Origin of the sequence: Enterocloster aldenensis (assembly GCF_003434055.1) — a bacterium.
GTDB classification, from domain to species: Bacteria; Bacillota; Clostridia; order Lachnospirales; family Lachnospiraceae; genus Enterocloster; species Enterocloster aldenensis.
The window spans coordinates 62,051-77,748 of sequence record NZ_QVEX01000022.1 but is presented as its reverse complement, the minus strand read 5'-3'; the positions used below and the strand labels follow the sequence as shown (position 1 = coordinate 77,748).

The window sequence follows — 15,698 nt, the reverse complement described above, 5'->3', positions numbered from 1 at the left end:
CCGGCGGATCCGGCCCCGGCCGCACCCGCGGACCCAGCCCCGGCGGCGCCGGCAGACCCGGCTCCGGTGGCCCCGGCCACAGATCCGGCTCCGGTGGTCACGCCCATACCGGAGGCAGCGGGATGAGGACTGCAGGCCAGGGCCCGGGAGGGTTTGAGAAGCGGGATGGCTTTATGAAACCGGGCCAGGATTTGGTGATGGCGGGTTTCACCGGTCTTGCCGGTACACGCAGAATCGGCCAATATAAGAGGGAAGAACTTGAGACACATTTTTCCCCTATGTTCTTAAGGTGTCTGGACCAGACGGAAGACATTTCCGTAAAACAATGGATGGAATGTGAGGCTGCACAGGGCCGCTGCCCTGTGTCGTCCTACGAATATGCAGGAGAGGGCGGCGTGTTAGCTGCCCTTTGGAATTTATCCGGAATTTTTAATGCCGGCATTGATGTGGATTTGAGATTATTTCCTATCCGGCAGATTACGGTGGAGATTTGTGAATTCTATGAGCTGAATCCTTACAGGCTGCTGTGCGGCAATTGTGTTGTCATGGCGGCTGACCGGGGAGGACAGCTGGTCAGGAGATTAAGCGCGCAAGGGATTCAGGCGGCTGTCATCGGATGTGTGACAGAGGGCATTGCAAGGCAGGTCCGTCACGGAGAAGAGGCGGCAGGCTATCTGGAACGGCCAAAGCCGGATGAACTGCTTAAAATTGTCACTACAATATAATAATCAGGATGGAGGATGTTGAACATGAGAGAGAAGATTCTTGCAGTCATTGAGAAGAACAGCAGGATTGATATTAAAGACCTGGCGGTCCTGTTGGGGGAAAGTGAAGTGGCGGTTGCCAACGAGATAGCGCAGATGGAAAAAGAACACATCATCTGCGGATACCATACCCTGATTAACTGGGACAATACCAGCGATGAGAAGGTAGTTGCCCTTATCGAGGTAAAGGTGACTCCCCAGAGAGGTATGGGATTTGACAAGATTGCGGAGCGTATATACCAGTACAGTGAGGTTGAGGCGGTTTACCTGATGAGCGGCGCCTATGATTTCACTGTATTCATCGAAGGAAAGACCATGCGCCAGGTGGCGCAGTTCGTATCTGACAGGCTGGCGCCAATGGAGTCCGTGCTCAGCACTGCAACCCATTTCGTACTGAAAAAGTACAAAGACCACGGCACCATCATAAGTGAGCCGGTACAGGATGAAAGGATGTTGATTACCCCATGAGAAATCCCTTATCAGATAAAATTGTAAACATACCGCCCTCAGGCATCCGCAAATTTTTTGATATTGTAAGCGAGATGAAGGATGCAATCTCCCTTGGCGTGGGCGAGCCGGATTTTGAAACACCCTGGCATATACGGGAAGAAGGCATTTATTCCCTGGAAAAAGGGCGTACCTTCTATACCTCCAATGCAGGCTTAAAGCCCCTGAAGGTAGAAATCTGCGAATACCTGAAGCGCAGATGCGGGGTGGTCTATGACCCGGACAGGGAAGTGCTGGTGTCGGTGGGCGGCAGCGAGGCCATCGACCTTGCCATGCGTGCCATGCTCAATGACGGGGATGAGGTCCTGGTTCCCCAGCCCAGCTACGTGTCCTACATGCCCTGTGTCACCCTGGCGGACGGCGTACCCGTGGCAATCCAGCTGGAAGAAAAAGACCAGTTTAGGCTGACCCCGGAGAAACTGCTGGAAAAGATAACGGACAAGACCAAGATTCTTGTGCTTCCCTTTCCCAACAACCCCACAGGCGCGATTATGGAACGGGAAGACCTGGAGAAGATTGTGGAGATTGTCCTGGAAAAGGATCTGTTTGTTGTATCCGATGAGATATACTCTGAGCTTACATATGGGGATGAGCCGCATGTGACTATTGCGTCATTCCCGGGCATGAAGGAGCGGACCGTGCTGATTAACGGATTTTCCAAGGCCTACGCCATGACTGGCTGGCGTCTGGGCTATGCAGCTGCCCCGGCGGCCATACTGGAACAGATGCTCAAGATTCACCAGTACGCCATCATGTGCGCGCCCACCACCAGCCAGTACGCGGCTGTCTCTGCCCTTAAGAATGGGGACCCGGACGTGGCCATGATGCGTGAATCCTATAACCAGCGCCGCCGTTTCCTCCTTCATGCATTTGCTGAGATGGGAATCGAATGCTTTGAGCCAAAGGGCGCATTCTATACCTTTCCCAACATCAAACGGTTTGGCATGACTTCAGAGGAGTTTGCAACCAGGCTGCTGCAGGAGGAAAAGGTGGCGGTCGTGCCGGGAACCGCATTTGGCGGCTGCGGCGAGGGATTTGTAAGGATTTCCTATGCCTACTCATTAAAAAACCTGAAGGAAGCCTTAAGCCGGATTGAGCGCTTTATTAACAGGCTGGACGGAAAGGCGTGACTGTATTATGATGAACGTAGTATTACTGGAGCCGGAAATGCCGTCCAATACAGGCAACATCGGCCGCACCTGTGTGGCCACCCAGACCAGGCTCCATCTGATTGAGCCTTTGGGTTTCAAGCTGAATGAGAAGGCGCTTAAGCGGGCTGGGCTGGATTACTGGGACAAGCTGGACGTGACCGTGTACAGTGATTACCAGGATTTCCTGGAGCGCAACCCGGACGCCCTGGAGCACATGTATTTTGCCACCACCAAGGCCCACAAGGTTTACTCCGATGTGAAATACGAAACAGACTGCTATCTGATGTTTGGTAAGGAAAGCGCCGGGATTCCCGAGGAAATCCTGGTAGAGAATGAAGACCGCTGCGTCCGTATCCCCATGTGGGGTGATATCCGTTCCCTGAACCTTTCCAATTCTGTTTCCATTGTGCTGTATGAGGCGCTGAGGCAGCATGGGTTTGAGAAGATGGAGCTTAAGGGGGAGCTGCATCAGCTGCATTGGAAGAGTGATATGTAAGGTACTTCACCCAATATTGAGCCGTTTGGATTCCCGGTATTGACTCGGTGTAAGACCGGTATGGTTTTTAAATAGTTTCACAAAATATTGTATATCTTCATATCCAGTTGCCCTGGCAATATTAGCGATTTTATCGTTGGTATTTTCCAGGGCCTTTTTTGCATCCTCCAAACGCAGGTTGGTCAGGTATTTTGTAAAATGGATTCCTACTTCATTTTTAAATAGTTTACTGAAATAAGACGGATTGAAGTAAAATGCCTCTGCTACTGTTTTGGATGTGATTGATTCCCTAAAATGCTTTTTGGTATACTCCAGGATGCCTGTTATGGTACTGGAGCGGGTATCTGGATTGTCCATCCGGACATCAGATATGATGACATTTAATATCGCATTTAAAAAATTCCGGAAGGTGGGGATATCCTGTATTTTATCCAGGTTTGTAAACAGGACAATGGTGAGCTGGGAAAAACTTTCCTGAGGAGAGGCCCCGTATTCAATTAAATGTTCGATAACAGAGTTTATGATACTAAAAGCTGTCATCCTTAAATCATATTGCACGCATCCGGAGGGAAGGTTTAAAAGCGTATGGTTTACCCATTGTGTGGTTTCGGCAATACTTCCATGGATGATGGCATAGGTCAGGGAGTCAATGTTGTCTGGTCTATAATAATTCAAGGAGTATTCTTCAGGAGGTACATGTGTATCCATCCCATAATTGAAACTATTGTTTTTTCTCTTCAGGCATAATACTTCTTCCCTGGCCAGTTGGAGATGGGTGGGGGATGTATATACGCTGCTCATATATAGCTGGAACGAATAATGGGATATGGTGTTCAGTATATGACGGATATGTATTAAAACATCATCCATACGGTGTGATAGATAACTTATATCTTTGCGGGTAAAAAGGAGTCCGGATATTATGTCATGTTCAACTGAAAAACAGTAACATTTTATGTCCCTGTCTGATATCTGTTCCGATAGTGCCTCAATGGTGGAACGTAATAGTAGGACATAAGCTGTTGATTCCGTAGGACGTTTTTTTATGAAAGTAAACTCAAAATACAGACAGGGCAGATTCCTTATTGATAACTGTAAATCTGTTGCCTGCCGGTAAAATTCATCCTCTGAGTTGATTCTTCCGAGAATCGTGTTCCAGAAAAATTCTTTGCGCAGTACATCCAGGTTTTCGTGTATCTGCTGGTTGGCAAAATGCAGTTTCTGCTGGTCCTCCCGCTCCTGTTTTATCATTTCAGTGATTCGCAAAACAATTTTTATCAGTTCATCTGCAATAACAGGTTTCATAACATAATCGATGGCCCCCAATCTAAGCGCTTTCTGCGCATATTGAAAATCCGCATAACCGCTTATAAGAATAACCTTAGCCTTACAACTCCCCTTTGCAAGGGTTTCCAATAATTCAATACCATTCATTATCGGCATTCGTATGTCTGTAATAATAACATCAATACTATGTTCCAATGCAAGGTCCAGGGCTTCTTTTCCGTCAGCAGCAGTCAATACCTGGGTAATTCCAAAATCTTTCCACGGGATTGTTTTTGTCAGGCGTTCTTTTACAAGCGGTTCATCATCCGCAATTAATAAACGGTACATATCGGTTACCTCCCTTAAGTCTGTTGATAGGCCATAGGAACACGGATATAAACAAGGGTTCCTTCACCATATACACTTTCAATCCTGACGCCGTAATCATCACCGAATTTCAGTCTGATCTGCAGGCTCAGATTGTGGATCCCGAAGTTTTCCCCTTCCAAATCCGGTTGTTCTATCTGACTTTGGATTAGTTTCAGTTTCTGTTCAGGAATCCCAATCCCATTATCCTGAATGATGATAATTAATCCATCCCCATCTTCATGTGCCTGGATGGTTACTGTAGTTGATTTGGACAGGGGTTCCGCGCCATGGTAAATGGAATTTTCCACTATGGTCTGTATGGAGTATTTAGGTACGATGACCTTATTATATTGCGGGGGGATTTTGATATCATAATGGATCTTTCCCCTAAAACGCGTGCATTGGATAGTAAGGTAATACTCGGCTATTTTGATTGCATCCCCCAGCGGGATTTCGTTCCTGCCTTCGCTCAGGCTAATCCGGTAGAAATCCGACATGGCCCGTGTAACAGTGGAAACATCTTCTATCCGCCCAAGTTCAGATAAGCTATAGATGGTTTCCAGGGTATTATAGATAAAATGCGGGTTCATCTGCTCCTGGAGGAGGTGGATGGTGGCTTCCTTATTAAGCAGCTGTTCATTTGTAAGGTGGGCAATCAATGATTCTACTTCTGATACGGTGGAATTGAATCCCTTATAAATCAGACCATATTCATCCTGGCGTTGTTCCTTAATCCGGAAGGATAGGTTCCTGGCAGCTACCTGCCTCATTGCATGATTTAAAATAGATACCGGCTGATAAAAATAGCTGGCGCCGCCAATGGCAATTAATAGCAGAAAAACAATAAGCAATGCTAAAAATATCAAAAGAGGGGTGAACACATTTTTTATATCCTTTAGATATACATCTTCTGAGAGAAGATGAAGGAAGGTTACGCCATATTCAGAGGAATGTCCCGCAATTGCCAGATATTTATCCTGACCAATATGTAGATACGAAGGAGTCTTTGTATTATCAACGGTTTTATCCAGATAATTGATTAGTTCGGGGGTATGTAAATATTGTCCGTCATTTCCGGACGTACATATTAAGATTTCATTTTGATTAAATACCAGTAAATCCCCCTTATCCTCAATCTGATTGCGTCGGTAACTTTCGCTGAACAGACTGACAGGAAGATTAAAACTTATATAGGCCAGAGGAGAACCATCAGGTTTACAAAAGCTGGTGAGATAGCTTAAATAATTTTGTTTTTTTGCATATCTATCCATAAGATTAAGGGCGTAGATATCTATTTTTGATGTAGGAACCCAAAAGTGCCTTTTATCAGAATTTATGTATTTGCAGTAATAATCCAGGGATTCAGGGTCAATATCCTCATAATAAGTTGTGGATGAATCAATGAATGTGTGCTCTCCGGGAAGATATATATAAATGCATGAATTCTGTGTATATGCGGGAAACTGAGTCTGTATAACGGTATCTAAACGTTTGAGGATCCGGAGGAGTTCCTGGTAATCATCAATCATGATGCTTCCGTTTTTTGACTGGTCCTTGTCCGGAAATTCAGAAAAGAGGTTATTTATAGTTATTTCCAGATTTTCAATCTGAGGTTCACATACGTTCAGCACGGACATTATGTGGTCCTGGGTATTGGACAGGGAACTGTTGATAGAATCCATGGTACGTTTGGTGATGATGGTTTTAGCTGATATAAAAAAATAACAGGTAATAAGAATGCAGGGCATAAGTGCAATCACTAAAAATACAAATATTATTTTAAAACGAAAACTGCCCATGGATTTCGTGATATTATCTTTCTTTTTCATGCCCCCACCCTATTTGATTGATAATTTTAAAATTCATATCTTAATATTAACAAAAAAAGTACAATAAATCAAAAAAATCTCAAATTGTTAACAGTGGATAAATCCGATATAGTTGATTTAGATCATAGATAACCTAAAAACCATTAAAAAAGAAAAACGGAGGGGTAACATGAAACGAAGAGCAGGAAAGTGGATAGCAGCAGTTATAGGCATCAGCATGGTATTGGGCGCCTGTGCAGGTGGTAAGGCGGAACCGCCAGTCCCGGGGAACAGTCAGGAAAACGTCCAGACGGAGGCCCGGACAGACGGAACAGAAGCGTCCGAAAGCCAGGATTCACAGGGGACGCTTCCTGTAAAACCAAAAGATGCACCAATGAAACCGGAGGATATTACCATTGCATGTGTGGTTTATCAGGAAGACCAGCATCAGGGAATCATAACCCAGGCTGCACAGCAGGCTGCAAAAGACTATGGTGTACAGATCCTGACAGCCAATACAGGAGGGGACAACGCAAAGGATTTGGAATTGATGAACACGTATGTTACCCAAGGGGTTGACGGTCTTGTCTGGGCACCTTCCTCGGAAGTGGTACTGACCCCATTAAACAATATTGCAGATAAGGGTATTCCGGTTACGATTGTCAATGGTACTCCAAACGCAAATGTAGATTTAAGCCATCTATATGGCGTATTTGCAAATGATAATGCCAGTATGAGCAAAACATGTGGACAGATATCAGCGCCGATTGTCAAAGAGATGTATGGGGACAAGCAAGTAAAAATAGCAGTCCTTCAATTTGCAGCGCTTGCCAATGAAGCCTCCAGTACCCGTGTAAACGCTTTTCTGGATGCATTAACCAATGAAGGAGTGAATTATAGCGTTGTTACTGATCAGGATGCCTGGATGCAGGATGAGGCAATTCAGGTAGCAGGGGACGTAATTACGGGTAATCCGGATTTGGATATTATATTCTGTGCAAATGAAGGGGCTATTGTCGGGTCTACGATGGCAGTTAAAAATGCGGGTAAAGAAGGGCAGATATATGTGTTCGGAATCGATGTCTCTGTGCAGATATCACAGATGATGCGGGAAAGCGATATATGCCAGGTAGCAGTAGGACAGAATTCCTATGAAGGAGGATACAGGGCCGCAGAACAGTGTATTCAGGTATTGATGGGAGATACATCAACAGAACAGTATGTACAGAAGTGGAATGCATGTGAGGACATGGTGCTGAACCAAAGGGAACCTGAAACAATTGATATATATGAACAACAGATGAAGGACTTAGGTGTAATGAAATAGAGGGAAGGAGCAGGACCATGAGTGTGCTGGAGACCAAAAACATAAGCAAACAATATCCCGGGACACTGGCTTTAAATCATATCAATGTCAGTTTTGACAGCGGAAGAGTCCATGCTTTTGTGGGAAAAAACGGGTCAGGTAAATCCACTTTGTTAAAAGTATTTTCAGGAGCAATAAGCCCAACGTCAGGAGAGTTTTTCCTGGATGGAAAGGAAATGCGGTTTAACAGTCCGAAGAATGCGTTTGAAAAGGGAATTGCAACTGTCTATCAGGATTTAAGCCTGGTACCGGGACTAAATGTGGCGGAAAATATCCTGCTGGGCAGAATGCCCATGAAACATGGGATGATTAACTGGAAAGAGGGGCAGTGTATTGCGAAGGATATATTAGATGAATTGCAGCTGGATATACCGGTGGACATACTTGTAAAAGATTTAAGCGCCGGAAACAAACAGATGGTGGAGATAGCAAAAGCCATGTCCTTCCATCCGAAGGTCCTGCAGCTGGACGAACCCACCTCTGCGCTTGCAAAACATGAAACACAGGCACTGTTCGCCATGCTGAGGCGGTTAAAAGAAAAGGATGTGATTATCATCTATGTATCACATAAACTGCATGAGTTATGGGAGATTGCGGACACCTGCACGGTTCTTAGGGATGGAAAACTCATAGGTACTGAGAACATGGATAAACTGGAACGCAAAGATGTGATACGTATGATGTTTGGCAGTGTGGAAATAAAAAAGCGTCCGGAAGATTTAAAGCCAGGCAACAAGGTGGTGCTGCAGGTAAATAATCTTTCAAGGAAAGATAAATTTACTGATATCAGCTTTTCTTTAAAAGAAGGTGAGGTGCTGGGGATTGCAGGTATGCTGGGGTCCGGGCGTACAGAACTCCTGCGGGGGATATTTGGGGCAGACAGATATGACTCTGGTGAAATCATCATGTTTGACGAAAAGATAAAAAAGGCAACACCTCAGCTAATGAAGAAACGGGGACTTGCCATGATTCAGGAGAACAGGACATCAGAAGGCCTTGTGATGGTGCACACAATCAAACAGAACATATGCATGGCAAGTACTGACTTGATTTCTAAGGGTATTTTTGTGAAAAAGAGTCTGGAAAAGGAGTTTGCCCAGCATCAGATTCAGGATCTGCAAATAAAAGTGTCCAGTCCCGATGATCCAATTACTTCGTTATCAGGCGGAAACGCCCAGAAGGTGGTAGTGGGAAACTGGCTGAATACCAATCCTAAAATAATGTTTTTCGATGAACCCTCAAAAGGCATTGATGTCAGCGCAAAACAGCAGATATTCCAGATTATATGGGATGAGGCACGTAAGGGCATATCCAGCATCATGGTATCTACAGAATTGGAAGAATTACTGGAAGTGTGCCATCGGATCATCATCATGCATGAGGGGCGCCTTGTAGGAGAAATTTCTGAACAGGATATAGGCCATCTGGGGATTGATGATTTATATGCAATGTGCATGTGAGAAAGGAGGATACAATGGAAAAGATAATGACCCGGACAAATATCAAATCAGGACAAAGAAACATCAGGATATCATTGAATCAATATTTACTGGAACTGCTGTTGCTCGTCCTGATTGCCGTGATGGCGTTTGCAAGTCCATATTTCCTTACACCTGGTAATTTCCTTAATATTTTAAGAAATATATCCATGCAGGGAATTCTTGCTTTTGGTATGACCATGGTAATTATATGTGGGGAAATTGATTTATCGGTCAGTTCCACGGTAGCAATGTCAGGTGTTATGATTGGATTGTGCTGGGGGAGATGGGGGAGCAGCGGGGTAATGCCTGGGTGGCTTGTTTTTCTTATAGGGATTCTGTCAGCCTGTGCTGTTGGGACGGTAACAGGACTTGTAAATACATATTTTGTCACAAAATTCAAGATGCCATCAATGATTGTCACATTAGCAATGATGAATGTATTATATGGTATCTGCGCAATGATATCCAATGGTTTTCCGGTAGTGACCTTTCCAGGATGGTACAGTACAATTGGGGCTGGCTTTACAATGGAGGTAATTCCTAATGCAGCAATCTTTATGCTGATTGTCTTTCTGCTTATCTATATCATAATGCACAAGACAAAACTGGGGCGGGACGTTTATGCATCTGGAGGCAATGCAGAAGCGGCCAGGTTATCGGGAATTAATGTTATCAGGACAAAGACGGTATGTATGGTGTTGGTCCAGATAACTGCGGTTATCAGTGGTATTATCCTGTCTTCACAGGTTATGGCTGGAAATTTTACTTTTGCAAAAGACTGGGGAATGACAGTCATATCCTCTGTTATCATTGGAGGCGCCAGTTTTAACGGAGGAATCGGTACAATGAAGGGAACTATGGTGGGCCTTGTATTCCTGGGTGTGGTAAGCAACGCCATGACCCTGTTAAACGTTGGGGAATATGCCCAATATGTGGTAAGGGGTTCACTGATGATATTTGCAGTGGTGATGAATACACTCCAGGGCAGAAAACAAGCGTAGGAGGAGAAAATATGCAGATGGATTATATCAATAAGGTATTCAGCCTTGAGGGGAAGAAAGCCATTATTACAGGAGGCACCCAGGGAATCGGAAGGGCAATTGCCATGTCCCTGGCAAAGCTGGGCGCAGATGTGACCGTACTGGGAAGAAATAAAAAATATCTGGAAGAGGTAAAAAATGAGCTTGATGATTTGGGAGTCAAGGGGGCGGCATATGAGATAGATGTTTCGGTCCAGTCCCAGGTAGAGGATTTTTTTGATATATATGAAAAGGAGACGGGACGCCTTGATATATATGTGAACAATGCTGCATTCACCATACGGAAACGGGCTATGGAAACCACACAGGAGGAAATGGATACACTGTATGCAACGAATGTAAAAGGAGCGCTGTTCGGACTGAAGCGGGCTGGAGAAATCATGAAAAGACAGAAGGATGGGAAGATAGTAATCATCACCTCTGTTAATGCGTTAAATCCATTGCCTCCCCAGGCCGTATATACCAGCACGAAGTGTGCCTTGGAGGGGTTGATGAGATGTCTGGCCGCAGATCTATCCCCCTATGGGATTAGGGTCAATACATGTGCCCCGGGTGCGGTCCTCACTAATATGAACCCGGATTTAGCGGATGCAAAGGAACTTGCTGAGACAGAGCGGCTGATTCCATTGAAAAAGGTTGGGACTCCAGAGGATATTGGGGATGTGGTGGCCTGCATGGTATCAGATGCATTCCGCTATATGACCGGTGCCACGGTGCTCGTTGACGGAGGCTTGATGCTCAGGGTTTGTTAGGAAGGCCATGTATGATAGAAAATGATAGAAACTTAGCTGATGAAATGAATCATTACAAACCAGGGGATGGGGAACTGGCAGTGTGGTGGATGGGACAGAGCGGTTTTCTTGTGAAGTCCCGGGATTGCTGCATACTTTTTGATCCATATCTGTCCACATCCCTGGAGGATATGACCAGGAATAGTCCTGTCATTCAGCATATAAGGATGATGCCCATACCCGTGCAGCCGTCATGGATTACATGTGTGGATTATATATTATGCAGCCATGACCATAAGGATCACTATGACAGGGATACGGTGATACCGGTTTTAAAAGCAAACCCCGGTGCCAGGATTGTGATTCCATTTTCTGCCCGTCCGTCCTTGCTTGAGGATGGAATCAGTGAGGATGATATCCTGGCCTGTCAGGCAGGAAGAAAACTGATGACTGGAAATATATGCATCGAGGCTATTCCGGGTAAACATAACGGATTTGACTATAGCATTGCTTCCGAGTACCCGTATCTGGGCTACATCGTACGAATGGGGCCTTTTACCTTATATCATGCAGGTGACACCCTATACTATGAAGAACTCCCCGCCCTGCTGGCCAGAGCAGATGTGCATATGGCATTTGTACCAGTAAACGGATGGGATGAGGAACGGCGCCAAAAAGGATTTGCATCCAATATGATGTACAGCGAAGCAGCAGAACTATGCAGGAAAGCCGGTATCCGCCTTATGATTCCCTGTCACTATGATATGTTTACATTAAACACGGAGCAGATTGGGAAGTTTGTAAATTATGTAAATAACAAAAAAGGAATGCCTGATTATTGGATTCCGGTTATTGGGGAAATGCTTCTATATAAAGAGACGAGGAGGAATTGATTTGAAAATTGCATATTCATTTTATGGGGAACATCATACCCCGTTAAAGCATTTTGCAAAACAACTTGGTATAAAGTATGCAGTTACAATGCCCCAGGGCGGCAAATATACCAGCCTAGTCCCGCCCTGGCATTATATGTCCTTGCGGGAACTCAAACAGGAAATGGAAGATTTCGGCATGGAATGGTCTGTACTGGAAGGAGTGGATTTTATCGATAGTGCAAAGCTGGGACTGCCGGCTAAAGATGAAGCCATTGCCAGATTTTGTACCCTGTTGGAGAATATGGGGAAACTGGGGATAAAGACCGTATGCTTTAACTGGATGCCTGTATGGGGATGGTTCAGGACCAGGGTAAATGTGGCTGCAGAAGGAGGAGCGTCTGTTACCGGATTTAAAATGGAGGATGTAAAAAACTGTCCGCCGCCTGCCTGTGGTCCTGTCAGTGCGGACGCCCTATGGACGAACCTGGAGTATTTCCTAAAAAAAGTGATTCCTGTGGCGGAGAAATATAAGGTACAGCTGGCCGTGCATCCGGATGATCCGCCAGTCAGTTGTATTGGAGGCGTTGACCGTATACTTACCAGCGCGGATGCAATGTACCAGGTTACTAAGCTTGTGCCCAGTGAATATAACGGTATAACCATGTGTCAGGGAACCTTTGCGTCCATGGGTGAGGATGTACCGGATTGTATCCGCAGATTCGGAAGGGAAGGGAAGCTCTTCTTTGCGCATTTCAGGGATATACATGGCCAGCCGGAAGAATTTGTGGAGACCTTCCATCATGTAGGGGATACCGATATGTATGAGGCTATGAAAGCCTATTATGAAATTGGATATCAGGGGGTCATGCGCCCTGACCACGTTCCGACCATGTATGGAGATGATAATTCCAATCCGGGTTATGGGATAAATGGAAACTTATTTGCAACCGGCTATATGCTTGGCTTGATGGAATCAATCGAAAAGGAATTGAAAATAAAAGAAAAAGAAGGTGTATGGAATGGATGAAGTTAATTCAATCAAAACACTTATGTCAAGGATGGAAAAGAACCTGAAGGAGTGTATCCTTCCCTTTTGGTGTAATAATATGGTGGATGAAAAAAATGGGGGCTTTTTCGGAAAGGTGGACGGAAATTTAAAGCCAGTTGAAGGATATCCTAAGGCTGTAGTCCTCAACACCAGGATGCTGTGGGCATTTACCAGCGCATTTGACATATTTGGGGATGAACATTATGAGAAACTGGCTAAAAGGGCATTTGAGTACCTGCGGGATTATTTCTGGGATAATACATATGACGGCGTTTACTGGATGGTAAATGAGAAAGGGATTCCTCTGGAAATAGAGAAGAGGACATATGGACAAGCCTTTATCGTATATTCCATGGCGGAATATTATCGTGTTTTTAAAGATGAAAACGCGCTGGATATGGCAATGCGGACTTTCAAGCTTGTAAACAGCTGTGCAAAATATGAAAATGGCGGATATGCAGATTCTGTTTCCAGGGAATGGAAGAAGGACTTCTGGCTATGGCGCTGGGTAATGAATGCAGATGGGGCCCCAAAGCTGTTAAATTCCCATCTTCATATGTTTGAGGCAACCATAACCCTATATCAGGCCACCGGAAATCAGTATGTTGGGGTAGTACTTAAGGAATTTCTGGAGTTTCTTCTGGATGTGGCGGTGGATAGGGATAACCACCATTTAAAAGCTGGAATGGATGAGGATGGAAACCGTACTGATGATGAAATCAACTATGGTCATGATGCAGAATGCTGTTATCTTCTTACATGGGCAGCAGATCTTTTAGGCGATGGATCTTTAATAAAAAAGGCCAGAAACACCGCTTTGGATATTATGGATCATGTATATCTGGAGGGTTTGGATCCCATTAATGGCGGTATGTACTCTGATATGGATTTAAAGACAGGTCATATAAATAAATCCAAGGTATGGTGGACACAGGCAGAGGGCATCACCTCTTTCTTCAATTGCTATGAGTTGACTAAAGACCAGAAGTATCTGAAAGCCACCCTGGATATATGGGACTATGTGGAGGCATATGTTGCAGACCATGAAAAAGGAGAATGGTTTGCCTTAGGAAGCAATAAGGTATTTGACAGCGAAATGGTTAAGGATATGGAAGCAATGAAAAACATGGTGGGGGATGAAAAAGCCAGCAAGGCAAAGTGTCCCTATCATAATACCAGGACCTGTCTTGAAATAATGAAACGGGGAAAGCGGGTACTGGACAAAATATAAGGGGGATGCAGATGTCCGAAGATGGAAGCGGCTGGTGTATAGGCCTGTATGTTGATACCCCAGATGAGTTGTCGGCGTGGTTACAGAAATATCTTTTTTTCCAAAAGGCCAGGAACAGGGAGGATACGCTTGAAAATGGGGACTGCCGGTTGAAGCTTCATAAGGGGAGGCGCAACATTACCGGAAGATATGGGTTCTGTCACATTGCCTTGGCTGTAGGCGATGCAGCGGCAGCGGTTCAATATTGTGAATCAGAAGAAATCGTAATTGAATCGGATGGCAAGAAGCCGTTCCATAATCCAAATGTATGGGGAACTGGTACTGATTTTATAAATATCCAGGGAAACCAGGGGGTGCCATTGGAGTTATGCCAAAGACTGGATTGCAGTTGGAAGAATGTACCTAATATATACGGTCTGGAACATTTGGGGATATATGTGGATGACATGGAAAAGGCCTCTGCCTACTTTAAATCCAAAGGTTTTTCCGCGGCTTATCCAGAAGTTACTGTTTCTTCAGGAAACTCCCCAAGGGTTACATGTTACATGATGTCCTGTGACAGTATGATGCTGGAACTATTCACTGTGGAGGACGAAGCCTGGGAGTCCGGGATTCAATGTGATTGTATTGGTTACATTCATGATGGAAAAGGCAATTATATATACAACCAATTCACATACTAAAAAAATTGAAAGAGAGGTAATGCTATGCTTCCGGAAAAACGTCAATATAATATTGCCAGAGAGACCATACGGCATCTGGATATAACGGATTCGGAACGGATTGAGCGGTTCAGGAGGGCCGGGTATGGAGGAAATGTTTCCGACAGCCTGTGGGAACTGGGGGTATGCGATACTGTATTATCCCAGAGGTTTAAACCTCTGCGCCAGGGTATGGTGCTGGTAGGTAGGGCATTGCCGGTAAAATTACATACACTGGCCATCGATAACTCCTATACGCCGCCAGATGGGATTCAGGAATTTTATAAGGAATATCTCCAGGGAAAAGAGCATCCCCAGAAAATCATGATGCGCAAAGTTGCTTCCAGCCCGGCGGGGAGCGTGCTGTGTTTTGATTGCGGAGGAGATATGCAGCCTGCGCATTTTGGGGAGATGAGCTGTCAGCTGGCTTATTCCCATGGATGCCGAGGAATGCTTCTGGCAGGAAACTGCCGGGATACCCAATATGTTTTAAAAATGGAAGACTTTCCTATGTTTTCTTTTGGAACGGCGCCAAATGCTTTTGGAGGATGGATTGTAACAGAGGTTGATGTTCCGGCCATGCTGCCTGGTCATCTGACCCATTATGTCACCATATACCCAGGCGATTTTATTTTTGGGGATAACGATGGTGTACAGGTGATTCCTGGAGAGGTGGTGGATGAAGTCCTTTTACGGGTAGAGGAAATATATGAAAAGGAAAATTCCCAGAGACAGATGCTGGCGGAGGGAATGCCTATTGATGAAGTATATGCGCAGTTTGGCGTATTGTAAATAAGGCCGTGTTTTTTATATGGAAATTGCCTGCCGCACCTATGCGGCAGGCAGTTTTCTTTCCGTCCACCT

Annotated in this window: 15 protein-coding genes; 13 read left to right on the top strand and 2 right to left on the bottom strand. The window is 45.0% G+C overall.

The window, feature by feature from the left end; all coding sequences use genetic code 11:
* The first annotated feature begins 122 nt into the window (after positions 1-122).
* The 4 genes from DWX59_RS25830 to DWX59_RS25815 are packed head-to-tail and all read left to right on the top strand — an operon-like array spanning position 123 to position 2,918.
* Positions 123-725 (top strand): AIR synthase family protein, encoded by a 603-nt coding sequence (locus tag DWX59_RS25830; RefSeq protein WP_117563031.1) that lies wholly within the window; start codon positions 123-125, stop codon positions 723-725.
* Positions 726-749: 24 nt separating this feature from the next.
* The gene (locus DWX59_RS25825; RefSeq protein ID WP_008726188.1) at positions 750-1,232 is read left to right on the top strand and encodes an Lrp/AsnC family transcriptional regulator; all 483 of its coding nucleotides are present in this window, start codon (positions 750-752) and stop codon (positions 1,230-1,232) included.
* On the top strand, positions 1,229-2,401 hold the full coding sequence (locus DWX59_RS25820) for an aminotransferase class I/II-fold pyridoxal phosphate-dependent enzyme (RefSeq protein WP_117563030.1): 1,173 nt from the start codon (positions 1,229-1,231) through the stop codon (positions 2,399-2,401). Before DWX59_RS25825 ends, DWX59_RS25820 begins: the two co-directional genes overlap by 4 nt.
* Positions 2,402-2,408: 7 nt before the next feature.
* The gene (locus DWX59_RS25815; protein ID WP_173906054.1) at positions 2,409-2,918 is read left to right on the top strand and encodes a tRNA (cytidine(34)-2'-O)-methyltransferase; all 510 of its coding nucleotides are present in this window, start codon (positions 2,409-2,411) and stop codon (positions 2,916-2,918) included.
* Between the two features lie 6 nt (positions 2,919-2,924).
* Here DWX59_RS25815 and DWX59_RS25810 read toward each other — a convergent pair whose 3' ends face one another.
* Together DWX59_RS25810 and DWX59_RS29090 are read right to left on the bottom strand one after the other, a co-directional pair.
* Complete coding sequence (locus DWX59_RS25810; protein WP_117563029.1) at positions 2,925-4,532, bottom strand: response regulator; 1,608 nt, start codon at positions 4,530-4,532, stop codon at positions 2,925-2,927.
* Between the two features lie 14 nt (positions 4,533-4,546).
* Positions 4,547-5,323, bottom strand: coding sequence for a sensor histidine kinase (locus tag DWX59_RS29090; RefSeq protein ID WP_207660468.1), 777 nt, complete (start codon positions 5,321-5,323; stop codon positions 4,547-4,549).
* Between the two features lie 1,228 nt (positions 5,324-6,551).
* Between DWX59_RS29090 and DWX59_RS25800 the strand changes: the two genes are divergently transcribed.
* The 9 genes from DWX59_RS25800 to DWX59_RS25760 all read left to right on the top strand — a co-directional run bounded on the left by DWX59_RS25800 (position 6,552) and on the right by DWX59_RS25760 (position 15,626).
* The gene (locus tag DWX59_RS25800) at positions 6,552-7,688 is read left to right on the top strand and encodes a substrate-binding domain-containing protein (protein WP_117563027.1); all 1,137 of its coding nucleotides are present in this window, start codon (positions 6,552-6,554) and stop codon (positions 7,686-7,688) included.
* 17 nt (positions 7,689-7,705) lie between these two features.
* The gene (locus DWX59_RS25795) at positions 7,706-9,187 is read left to right on the top strand and encodes a sugar ABC transporter ATP-binding protein (RefSeq protein ID WP_117563026.1); all 1,482 of its coding nucleotides are present in this window, start codon (positions 7,706-7,708) and stop codon (positions 9,185-9,187) included.
* A gap of 14 nt (positions 9,188-9,201) precedes the next feature.
* Positions 9,202-10,209, top strand: a complete 1,008-nt coding sequence (locus tag DWX59_RS25790; RefSeq protein ID WP_117563025.1) for an ABC transporter permease — start codon at positions 9,202-9,204, stop codon at positions 10,207-10,209.
* Positions 10,210-10,220: 11 nt separating this feature from the next.
* Positions 10,221-11,000: an SDR family NAD(P)-dependent oxidoreductase gene (locus DWX59_RS25785; RefSeq protein ID WP_117563024.1), complete on the top strand. Its 780-nt coding sequence runs from the start codon at positions 10,221-10,223 to the stop codon at positions 10,998-11,000.
* A gap of 11 nt (positions 11,001-11,011) precedes the next feature.
* On the top strand, positions 11,012-11,872 hold the full coding sequence (locus DWX59_RS25780; protein ID WP_117563023.1) for an MBL fold metallo-hydrolase: 861 nt from the start codon (positions 11,012-11,014) through the stop codon (positions 11,870-11,872).
* 1 nt (position 11,873) lies between these two features.
* Positions 11,874-12,881, top strand: a complete 1,008-nt coding sequence (locus tag DWX59_RS25775; protein ID WP_117563022.1) for a mannonate dehydratase — start codon at positions 11,874-11,876, stop codon at positions 12,879-12,881.
* A 22-nt stretch (positions 12,882-12,903) separates the two neighbouring features.
* Positions 12,904-14,133, top strand: coding sequence for an AGE family epimerase/isomerase (locus DWX59_RS25770; protein ID WP_166460308.1), 1,230 nt, complete (start codon positions 12,904-12,906; stop codon positions 14,131-14,133).
* A 437-nt stretch (positions 14,134-14,570) separates the two neighbouring features.
* Complete coding sequence (locus DWX59_RS28580) at positions 14,571-14,816, top strand: hypothetical protein (RefSeq protein WP_147325867.1); 246 nt, start codon at positions 14,571-14,573, stop codon at positions 14,814-14,816.
* A 24-nt stretch (positions 14,817-14,840) separates the two neighbouring features.
* Positions 14,841-15,626 carry an RraA family protein gene (locus DWX59_RS25760; protein WP_117563019.1) on the top strand — a complete coding sequence of 262 codons (786 nt, stop codon included), beginning with the start codon at positions 14,841-14,843 and terminating at the stop codon, positions 15,624-15,626.
* Positions 15,627-15,698: the final 72 nt, after the last annotated feature.

Coding starts and splice junctions, on each gene's coding strand:
- DWX59_RS25760 (WP_117563019.1), top strand. CDS start 14,841: ATGCTTCCGGAAAAACGTCAATATAATATTGCCAGAGAGACCATACGG.
- DWX59_RS29090 (WP_207660468.1), bottom strand. CDS start 5,323: ATGAGGCAGGTAGCTGCCAGGAACCTATCCTTCCGGATTAAGGAACAA.
- DWX59_RS25830 (WP_117563031.1), top strand. CDS start 123: ATGAGGACTGCAGGCCAGGGCCCGGGAGGGTTTGAGAAGCGGGATGGC.
- DWX59_RS25825 (WP_008726188.1), top strand. CDS start 750: ATGAGAGAGAAGATTCTTGCAGTCATTGAGAAGAACAGCAGGATTGAT.
- DWX59_RS25820 (WP_117563030.1), top strand. CDS start 1,229: ATGAGAAATCCCTTATCAGATAAAATTGTAAACATACCGCCCTCAGGC.
- DWX59_RS25790 (WP_117563025.1), top strand. CDS start 9,202: ATGGAAAAGATAATGACCCGGACAAATATCAAATCAGGACAAAGAAAC.
- DWX59_RS25770 (WP_166460308.1), top strand. CDS start 12,904: ATGTCAAGGATGGAAAAGAACCTGAAGGAGTGTATCCTTCCCTTTTGG.
- DWX59_RS25785 (WP_117563024.1), top strand. CDS start 10,221: ATGCAGATGGATTATATCAATAAGGTATTCAGCCTTGAGGGGAAGAAA.
- DWX59_RS25800 (WP_117563027.1), top strand. CDS start 6,552: ATGAAACGAAGAGCAGGAAAGTGGATAGCAGCAGTTATAGGCATCAGC.
- DWX59_RS25810 (WP_117563029.1), bottom strand. CDS start 4,532: ATGTACCGTTTATTAATTGCGGATGATGAACCGCTTGTAAAAGAACGC.
- DWX59_RS25780 (WP_117563023.1), top strand. CDS start 11,012: ATGATAGAAAATGATAGAAACTTAGCTGATGAAATGAATCATTACAAA.
- DWX59_RS25795 (WP_117563026.1), top strand. CDS start 7,706: ATGAGTGTGCTGGAGACCAAAAACATAAGCAAACAATATCCCGGGACA.
- DWX59_RS25815 (WP_173906054.1), top strand. CDS start 2,409: ATGATGAACGTAGTATTACTGGAGCCGGAAATGCCGTCCAATACAGGC.